General features: G+C 59.2%; 5 protein-coding genes. 3 read left to right on the forward strand and 2 right to left on the reverse strand.

Translation table 11 applies throughout. From position 1 onward, the window contains the following. Nucleotides 1-294 precede the first annotated feature (294 nt). Both JNM42_RS16245 and JNM42_RS16250 read right to left on the reverse strand, forming a co-directional pair. Nucleotides 295-1,068: a M90 family metallopeptidase gene (locus JNM42_RS16245; protein WP_294272536.1), complete on the reverse strand. Its 774-nt coding sequence runs from the start codon at nucleotides 1,066-1,068 to the stop codon at nucleotides 295-297. A gap of 4 nt (nucleotides 1,069-1,072) precedes the next feature. After that, nucleotides 1,073-1,966, reverse strand: a complete 894-nt coding sequence (locus JNM42_RS16250; protein WP_294272539.1) for a DMT family transporter — start codon at nucleotides 1,964-1,966, stop codon at nucleotides 1,073-1,075. 233 nt (nucleotides 1,967-2,199) lie between these two features. Between JNM42_RS16250 and JNM42_RS19525 the strand changes: the two genes are divergently transcribed. The 3 genes from JNM42_RS19525 to JNM42_RS16260 form a co-directional block, all read left to right on the forward strand. Beyond that, the gene (locus JNM42_RS19525) at nucleotides 2,200-2,667 is read left to right on the forward strand and encodes an FIST C-terminal domain-containing protein (protein ID WP_366504467.1); all 468 of its coding nucleotides are present in this window, start codon (nucleotides 2,200-2,202) and stop codon (nucleotides 2,665-2,667) included. 15 nt (nucleotides 2,668-2,682) lie between these two features. Next, entirely contained in the window at nucleotides 2,683-6,276 is a 3,594-nt protein-coding gene (locus JNM42_RS16255; RefSeq protein WP_294272542.1) for an EAL domain-containing protein, read from the forward strand. Between the two features lie 270 nt (nucleotides 6,277-6,546). After that, nucleotides 6,547-7,660 (forward strand): HD domain-containing protein (locus tag JNM42_RS16260; protein ID WP_294272544.1); only part of this gene is annotated, 1,114 nt, incomplete at its 3' end.

The following is a 7,660-nucleotide window of genomic DNA, read 5'->3' on the forward strand; positions in this document are numbered from 1 at the left end:
CGTCCGGCGATCGCCGGGTCGGATTGAACCAGTTGCACCAGATCGGCAATCCGGAAATCGTCGCGCTGCAACAGCCGGATGATCGACAAGGCGACCCCCTTCGGCGAGGGCAGCTTGCCCGTCGCCTTCAGCGCTGCGTAGCGGTCAGGGTCGACAAAGCGCATTAAGAACAATCTCCGGTGCGGTTCCCCATCATAAACCCTAGGGCTTGTCCTGGGTCAAACCGCCTGTCGTGAAAGACCTGCCGTCCATGACCAGCGAAGCGATAGCCTACGCCGGGTGAAGGGCGATGTCTTAACGTCCCCGCGCAGCCGGGTCCTGACGGTAGAAGCGGCTCATGAGTGTGTAAAGTGCCGGATATTCTTCGCTCAGGATGTCCGGTGTTTCAAAGAAGGTTTCGCTCATGACGGCAAAGAATTCGCCGGGGCTCTCGGCGGCGTAGGGATCAAACAGGGTGTCATCACCGCGTTCCGCAGCTTCGTCAACCAGCGCACAGAAATCCTCGTAGGCCGCGAGCAGCGTTGCTTCCCATTCCGTGCGCGAGACGCTCGCCGGCAGCGGCGGGATGCCGTTGGCCTCGCCGTTGAGCATGTCGAGCTTGTGCGCGAATTCGTGGATGACCACGTTGTAACCTGCGCCGGCCATCTGCGCGTCGTGCCATGAGATGAGCAGGGGGCCTCCATCCCAGGCTTCGCCCGAGGCGATATCGTCATATTCATGGACGATGCCGAATTCGTCTTCGACAACGCGCGGGATGATGAACTCGTCCGGATAGACAATGATACCAACCCAGTTGCGATAGCTCTCCAGTCCGAGGTTGAGAATCGGCAGGCAGCCCTGCGTGGCAATCGAGACGCACACGGCGTCGGTCAGTTCAAGGCCACCGGCGCTGGTAAATTCCTTTTCAGCCAGGAAGGCTTCGGTCAGCTTGCGCAGGCGCGTTTTCTCCTCATCGTCGAGCCGCTCGACAAAAGGCAGGCTGGCGAGCGTTTGTTGCCACAGTTCGTCGGGCAGGGGCATGGCCTGTGACGTCCCGCGCAGCCAGTTGATGAGTTTCCCGATGGTCATGCGTCTAACGGGCCTGGTGCGAGGTGGTCAGATAGATGCCGGCAAAGATCAGGGCAATGCCGGCGAAGTGGTAAGTCTGCGGTACTTCGCCGAGAAAGAGGGCTGCCAGCAGGATGCCGAAAACCGGCATCAGGTGAATGAAAAGGCTGGCCTTGCTGGCGCCGACTTCGCCAACGGCCCGATTGTAGAAGATGTAGCCGAGAAAGCCGGGGAAGATTCCGGTGTAGGCGATTCCAGCGAGCGACGTGGGTGTGGGATGAATCAATCGACCCTGGGCGATTTCCCAGGCATAGACGGGAGCCAGTGCCAGCAGGCCGACGACGATCAAGGCCGCGAGCAGAAGCATCGGGTGCACGCCGGGCGGTCGCCATTGCAGGCCGATCGTGTACAAGGCCCAGATGAATACGGCGCCGAGCATCCACAGATCGCCGATGTTCAGCGCCAGTCCGGCCAGGGTAGAGAGTTCGCCACGCGCGACGATGGTGATGACACCGAACAGTGAAGTCAGCACACCAAGCCATTCGCTGCCGTGCAGGTTTTTTTTCAGGAACGCCCAGGACAGCGCGATGGTGGCAATCGGGATAAATGAGTTGAGCAGGACGGCATTGGTGGCAGCCGTGTATTGCAGCGCAATGTAGGCCAGTGTGTTGTAACCGCCGACGCCGAGCAGGCCGAGGATGACTATGGCCGGCCAGCCGCTCCTGAGCTGCGGCCACTGGCTGCGCAGGTGCGGCAGTGCGAGCGGCAGGGTAAGCACCAGCGCGATCGCCCAGCGCCAGAAAGCCAGCGATAGTGGCGGCACCTCGTTACGAATGGCGCGACCAAGTACCATGTTGCCGGACCAGAACAGCGAGGTCAGGATGAGCAGGAGATACGGGTGATGAAATCTGGAGAGCATGCGGTCAAATTTGTCGGGGCTGTCGGGTCCAGGGGGCATTATGCACGCGACAATTGTCAGGATGTAGAAAAGGGCGCCCGATTGCGCAGTGCACTGGACGTGGCGAGGGCTTGAAACAGCCGTCCATCGCAGAACGATAGTCAATTCCAATAGAAGTATGACGATTACCCCATTGCCTCGTAAACTTTGTAGAATGAAACCTGCTCATAAGAGAACATTTGAAGTGGTGAACCATGCGGGCGATTTCATCAAGTACCGTCATCACTGACCCTTGCCGCGCCGGTATTGCGCTGGGCGAATCGCTGGCCTCGAATCCGCCTGAAGTCGTTTTTCTTTTCTCTTCGGTTCATTGCTCTGTGCCGGAGTTGCTGGAGGGGCATGGCTCACTCAGCTTGGTTGGCGACATCGCCATAGGTCATTCGGTACCGGTTTGCCTGGCTCGCCCGGACGACATGGTGGCTGAGGTACAGGCCATCGCCGAAGCGGCAAGCGCCAGCGTCAGGGAGCCGGCAGCGGCTCTGGTCATCAGTTGTTCCGGGCGCAAGGCGCTGCTTGGAAAAGATCGAGACACGTGCGCTGACCCAGGCCTTCGCACCGGGTTTGCCCCTGGCCGGTTTCACGTCATTTGGAGAAATCGCCCCTTTGGCTCGCAACAAAGCTACACGCACAACCTTTTCCACAGAGCTACGTGCTGTTGCTGATCGAGTGGTGAACCCATGAACACAGCTTATCTCAGCTTGATCAGCGATCCGCCAGCGGGCTTTCACTGTGGTGCTGTCGGCAAGCGCGAGTTGCTCTCGGGTACGGTGGTTCTGCTCGCGGCAGATTGTGCGTCAGCCTGTGCGCTGCTGCCTGATTTCCGGACGCGGGTCGAGGGTGTGGTGCTCACCTTCGGGATGCCGCTGATCGCTCGACTTGGTCCGCTGCTCTGGCATGTCAGCCTGTCGCGTGAAGCGCTCGCCCACGGTGGCGAACTCCTGGCCCTGGCGCTCGACGCGGTGGCCGTGGCCAGTGCGGCTGGCGACCAGGAAAAGCGCGCGCAACTTGCCGAGGCGCGGCTACGTTCCGATTACGAAGTGCAACGGAATGACTATCTGCGTGTCACTGGTGCGCTGCAGAAACAGGTAGCGCTGGCGTCGGCCAGCGAGAACAAGTTGAGCGCCATTCTCGAAAGCGTCGATGCCTGCATCTATCTCAAGGACAGCGAGGGCCGTTACCTGTTCGCCAACCGGGCTGTACGTGAATTGTGGCAAGTTGAAATGGAAGACATCGTCGGCTTCGGAGATGAGAAGTTCTTTGACGAGGCAACGAGCGCCAGCATTCGGTGCCAGGACCGTCGTGTGCTCGAAACGGGCGAAACATTCCGCTCGGAGGAAATCAACACCCTTTCCGGTTCCGGGAAAACAGCCGTCTTTCAGTCGACCAAGCTGCCGCTACGCCTTGAGGATGGCCAAATTTACGCCCTGTGCGGAATTTCGACCGACATCACCGAGCGCAAGAAACAGGAAGAACAAACCCGCCAGCTTCTGGCAGAAAAAGAAACGATTCTGAATAACGTGCTGGTCGGCATTGTCTACCTGAAGAATCGGCGCATTGTTTCATGTAACCGCCGCCTGGAGGAACTCTTTCAATATGAGCCAGGCGAACTGATAGGCAAATCCTCCTTGTGCTTCTACGATTCCCGCGAGACCTTCGAAAAGGTCGGGGCGGAGGCCTATGCCACAGTGGCGGAAAACAAAAATTTTATGACAGAAATGCCATTACGGCACAAGGATGGCAGCATCTTCTGGGGTGTGCTGAGCGGTCGGGCGGTCGATCCCACCCGGCCACAGGAGGGTAGTATATGGATTTTTAGCGACATTTCCGAGCGCAAGCGGGCCGAAAAGGCGCTACGACAGGGCGAACGCTATCAGCGAGCGCTGTTCGACAATTTTCCTTTCCTGGTCTGGCTCAAGGATACAGACAGCCGGTTCCTGGTTGTCAACAAATCGTTCGCTAAAGCCTGCGGTTATGCGTCTGCCAACCTCCTGGTTGGCAAGACCGATCTCGACATCTGGCCTCAGGAACTGGCGGAAGCTTATCGGGCCGACGATCGAACGGTCATTGACAGCCGCAGTGCAAAGATTGTCGAGGAATACATCGAAGTCGATGGTCAATGGGTGTGGTTCGAAACCTATAAGTCGCCAATTATGGTCGACGGGTTGGTTCGCGGCACCGTCGGATTTTCCAGGGACATCACCGAGCGCAAGCAGGCCGAAGAAAAGCTCCACCTCGCTGCCAGCGTCTTCACCCATGCCCGCGAAGGCATCATGATCACCAACACTGACGGAACGATCATCGACGTCAACGACACATTCTCGCGCATCACCGGTTACAGCCGTGACGAAGTTGTCGGCCGGAACTCGCGCATCCTCAGCTCCGGCCGTCAGGAACAGGCGTTCTACGCTGCACTGTGGCGCGATCTGACCGAAAAAGGCCACTGGTATGGTGAAATCTGGAACCGACGCAAGAATGGCGCAGTATATGCCGAGATGCTCACCATCAGTGCCGTGCGCGATGCCGAGGGCAATACCCGGCAATACGTTGCCTTGTTTTCCGACATCACCGCGGTCAAGGAGCACGCACGGCAGCTCGAGCATCTGGCCCATTACGATTCACTGACCATGCTGCCTAACCGCACGCTGCTGGCCGACCGCCTGCAGCAGGCCATGGCCCAGGCGCAGCGGCGCCGCCAGCCGCTGGCGGTAGCCTATCTTGACCTCGATGGCTTCAAGGCCATCAACGACCGCCATGGGCATGACGCCGGCGACCAGTTGCTGATCGAACTGGCCAGCCGCATGAAGCAAGCCCTGCGCGAAGGCGACACGTTGGCCCGCCTGGGCGGCGACGAGTTCGTTGCCGTGCTGCTCGACCTGGCCGATGTCGCGGCCAGTGTGCAGGTGCTGGCCCGTCTGCTCGAAGCCGCCGCCGAGCCGGTACAGGTTGGCGATCTGATGCTTCAGGTCTCGGCCAGTCTCGGTGTCACCTTTTATCCGCAGAGCGAAGACGTGGATGCGGATCTGTTGCTTCGCCAGGCCGACCATGCCATGTATCAGGCCAAGCTGGCCGGCAAGAACCGTTACCATGTCTTTGACACCGAGCAGGACAACAGCGTCCGCGGTCGCCACGAAAGCCTGGAGGACATTCGACGCGCCTTGAGCGCGCGCGAATTCGTTCTCCATTACCAGCCCAAGGTGAACATGCGAACGGGAGAGGTGATCGGCGCCGAAGCCCTGATCCGCTGGCAACATCCGGAAAAAGGTCTGCTGCCGCCGGCGGTGTTCCTGCCGGTGATCGAGGATCACCCGCTGGCCGTCGAAATCGGCGAGTGGGTGATCGATACGGCACTGACCCAGATGCAGCACTGGCGTGAGGCCGGGCTGGACATCCCGGTCAGCGTCAATGTCGGTGCCCGCCAGTTGCAGCAGCCGGACTTCGTCGAGCGCCTGTGCGCGCTTCTGGCAGCACACCCTGAGCTCAGTCCGGGCGATCTTGAACTGGAGGTGCTGGAAACCAGCGCGCTGGTCGACCTGGCCCGCGTCACCGGTATCATCGAGTCCTGCCGGCAAATCGGGGTAATGTTCGCCCTGGATGATTTCGGTACCGGTTATTCCTCGCTGACCTACCTGAAACATCTGCCGGTGAAACTGCTCAAGATTGACCAGAGTTTCGTGCGTGACATGCTTGACGACCCCGATGACCTGGCCATACTCGAAGGCGTGCTTGGTTTGGCCATCGCCTTCCGCCGCCAGGTCATCGCCGAAGGCGTGGAGACCGTCGAGCATGGCAAGATGCTGCTGCAACTGGGCTGTGAGCTGGCGCAGGGCTACGGCATTGCGCGACCGATGCCGGCACACGATTTCCCCGCCTGGGCCAGTGCCTGGCGTCCCGATTCCGACTGGAGCAACCGGTCTTCAATCAACCGCGACGATTTACCGTTGCTCTTTGCCAGCGTCGAGCACCGCGCCTGGATCGTTGCCTTCGCCCGTTACCTTAAAGGCGAGCGTGAAGATCACCTGCCGCTTGATCACCACCAGTGCCGCTTGGGCGTCTGGCTGGATGCCGAGGGTCAGGCCCGCTATGGTGCGCAGTCCGCCTTCCATGTCCTCGAATCCTTGCACCGGCAGGTGCATCTGCTGGCCGCTGATCTGTGTGAACTCAAGGTTACAGGCTACAACCTTGTGGCCGTGGCGAGGCTGGGGGAACTCCATGTCTTGCGCGATGCCTTGCTTGAACAGTTGCAGACCCTTCTTCAGGAAAGCCTGAAGTAACGGGAAGGGCTTTTTGGCCTGGAGCTTGCCCGATGGTCATTGTCGCTGATGGCCGTTATTTCCTGAAGCGAACAATGAACGTGCAGATTCCATAGCCGGAGTGGTTTTCAGATGCCGTGTTTTGAGTTGGTCAGCGGACCACCGCTTTGACTTTCCAGCCTGCCCACGAGCACCCCGCATCATTCACGATAACCGGATACCGCGAATTTCAGGCGATTCCGCTGGTGCTATCCAAGAAAGCCTGTCGCGTAAAAAGCATATAATTGCGCCATGGTTTCTGTTGTCCATTCCGTCGCCGCCCAGAGCGACTTCGAACACTCCCTGCAAACGTTGTGTGAAGGTCTTTCCGCCGAAGAGACGGAAAAAATCCGCCTCGGTGCCGAGTTTGCCCAATCGGTCTACACTGATCTCAAACTGGGGAGTGGAGAAGGGGTCTGGCACCACGCGCTGGGGATGGCATTGATTCTGGTCGGATTGAAGCTGGACGCTGACAGTCGTCTGGCTGCGCTGCTTTTTGCAGTACCGACTTACGAGGAACATGGTCTCCAGCATGTCGAAGAGCGCTTTGGTGCGGCCGCGGCGAATCTGGTCGGCGGCATTACCCGCCTGAATCGCCTGCGCCCGATTGCGCGCGGGTTCGTCGCGCATTCGGTGGAAAGCGGCGAGCACAATCCGGTCGAAATGAAAGCGCAGATCGAAATCCTGCGCAAGATGTTGCTGGCCATGGTCGAGGATATCCGCGTCGTGCTGCTCAGGCTGGCTTCGCGCACCCAGACCATGCGCCACTATGCCGAGGTGCCCGATGAGCTTCGCGTTCAGGTGGCGCGTGAAACGCTGGAAATCTATTCGCCGCTGGCCAATCGGCTGGGTGTGTGGGAACTGAAGTGGGAACTTGAGGACCTTTCGTTCCGCTTTCTGCAGCCGGATATCTACAAGAAGATTGCCAGCCAACTCGATGAAAAGCGTGGCGAGCGCGAACAGTTCATTACCGACGCTATTGAACGCCTGAGGCGGGAAGTGGAGGCGGCGGGTATCAAGGGGGCTGAGATTTACGGTCGTCCGAAGCACATCTTCAGTATCTGGAACAAGATGCGCAAGAAGGGCGTCGAGTTCTCTGAAGTCTATGATGTGCGTGCGTTGCGCGTGATTCTCGGTGAAGTGAAGGACTGCTACACGGTGCTCGGTCTGGTGCACAACATGTGGTCGCCGATTTCCAAGGAATTCGACGACTATATTTCGAATCCGAAGGGTAATAATTACCGTTCGCTGCATACGGCGGTCAGTTGCCCGGACGGGCGTTCGCTCGAAGTACAGATTCGCACCCTCGATATGCATACGCATGCCGAACTCGGCGTGGCGGCGCACTGGCGCTACAAGGAAGGCA

Source organism: Propionivibrio sp. (assembly GCF_016790145.1).
Lineage (GTDB): Bacteria > Pseudomonadota > Gammaproteobacteria > Burkholderiales > Rhodocyclaceae > Propionivibrio.